Annotated in this window: 2 protein-coding genes; both read right to left on the bottom strand. The window is 62.5% G+C overall.

The window, feature by feature from the left end:
• The coding region (locus tag QCE79_RS32585) for a terminase TerL endonuclease subunit (RefSeq protein WP_309851477.1) at nucleotides 1–1,316 on the bottom strand (1,316 nt) is incomplete at its 3' end.
• A 167-nt stretch (nucleotides 1,317–1,483) separates the two neighbouring features.
• Nucleotides 1,484–1,804, bottom strand: coding sequence for a hypothetical protein (locus tag QCE79_RS32580; protein ID WP_309851474.1), 321 nt, complete (start codon nucleotides 1,802–1,804; stop codon nucleotides 1,484–1,486).
• Nucleotides 1,805–1,967 lie beyond the last annotated feature (163 nt).

The following is a 1,967-nucleotide window of genomic DNA, read 5'->3' as shown; positions in this document are numbered from 1 at the left end:
TCCATTTCCTCCGCATTAAGTTGCGTTGCGCCCACTGCCATCGCCAGCGCTACTATCCCGTCAATGCGCCCTGTGGCCTTCTGCTTGGTGAATTTGCGGTTGCCCGCAGGGTCCGAGACCGTCACCGCGTTCACGGCGCACATGGTCAGCACGGGGTGTCGGCCGTGGCGCAGCTTGCGTGCGAGCAGTCGCGCTTCGAGCTCGCGAATTGCGGGTGACATCGACACGAAGCCTTGCCCAAACTCGACAAAACGGCTCAGTTCCTCCTCGGTGAAGCCGACTCGTTCAAGCCACGGTTTCAGAAAGCGCATGTTGTACCGGTCGAACGCCAGCGCCTTCACATGACAGCGGTCGAATACCGTGCGCAGATGCTCGGCGATGAACTCGTATTCAATCGCGCGACCAGGTGTGGTTTGCAAAACGCCGTCACGCGCCCACACGTCGTAGGGCACACGATCGGCCCGGGCCTTCTCGGCAAGGCCTTCCTCAGGCAACCAGAATGTCGGATGCACGTCGCCTGCGTCTGACACCAGCACGAGCGCGGTCAGATCGCTCACGCTTGACAGATCGAGGCCACCCGAGACCTCCTCACCGTCGATGTCCGCTGGCGGCTCGCCGTTCTCCATCCAGATCGCGCTCGCGACGAACGGATTGCGCGCCTCGACCCGCTGATTGAGTATCAGGTTCCGGTAGGCGGCCTCGCGGCTCGGCAGGCGTTTCGCGTCGTTTGCCATGCGACGTACCTCGGCCTGATTCATGAACACGTCGAAGTGCGGATTAGCCAGGCGAATTGCCCGGTCGCTGAAGGGATCAATATCAGTAGGCGCCGTGTAGAGCTCGACCTTATTAAGCGGATCAGCGCCAGTGAGCGCATCGTCGATCAGCAGACTCAGCAAATCTGCGTCGGTCGGCGCTTGCGTGCTGATGAGCACCGAGAGCGGACTCTCCTGAGCGGCACTCGCCGTCTCCAGGGCCTCATACAGCTCTGAACGCGGACCTTTGACCTGGCCGAGCTCATCGTGGATCACAAGCGCGGGGCTGAGACCGAATTTGGTCGACGCGTCTGCCGAGAGCGCCTTGAAAAATGTGCCGAGCTCAGCGCACAGCATTTCCTTGGCTGTATCGCGGATCGTCACATACTGCGAGAGCTCCTGCGACATGCGCACGACCTTCGCCGCCAGCTCGAATAGCACCGCCGCCTGATCGCGCGATTGAGCGGCGCTGTAGAGCTGGCTGTTGACGCGCGCCTCAGGCCCGACGAGGTGCAGCAGCACGAGAAACGCGGAGAGCGCGGTCTTGGCGTTCTTGCGCGCCATCGACAGGATGAAGGTGCGCGTGGGCGTGTCGTAGATCCGCTTGAGCCAGCGCCGTTGCTCCTTCGTGAGCTTGACCGGCTGACCGACAAGACGGCCTTCGGGTACCCGGCAGTGCGCCTCGATCCATTCAATGTTGCGTTTGCTGCGCGCGAGCCGACGACGGGTGCTCACGTGGGCAGCTCCCATGGTTTCCTCGCCTTCTTCTGATTGGCAATCGCCCGCCCGGCGGTCGTCGGGTGCTCCACGGCCTGCCGCGTGATGCGAAGACGCGTGGCGAGTGACGAGGCCGCGCGGCTCTCACGCTCGCTCATCGCCAGCAGCCGGTCATAGCGTTTCAGACCATCGTCACGCGCAAGCCATGCGCGCTCGAAGTTGAGCAGCTCATCGGCGATCGTTCGTGCATTGACGACGTGCCGACAGTACATCTCCAGCAAAGGAGCGTGAGTCGCGCTGAATGCGCCGGCCGGCTGGTCGCTGACGAGCTCCAACCATACCGCTCGCTCCGCGTCACTCAGGTGAAGCGGGGCCGCAAGACGCTGTTCGAGCGCGATTGGCACCGTTGGCGCGATTGCCAGCGATGCGGCGGATTTCCTTCCCCGTTGAGCCATTTTTTACTTTTTTTGTCCACGTTTATGGTCGCGAAGGGGAACG

The sequence above is a fragment of the Caballeronia sp. LZ003 genome (assembly GCF_031451465.1).
Classification (GTDB): Bacteria; Pseudomonadota; Gammaproteobacteria; order Burkholderiales; family Burkholderiaceae; genus Caballeronia.
This window is presented reverse-complemented; position numbering and strand designations above follow the sequence as displayed.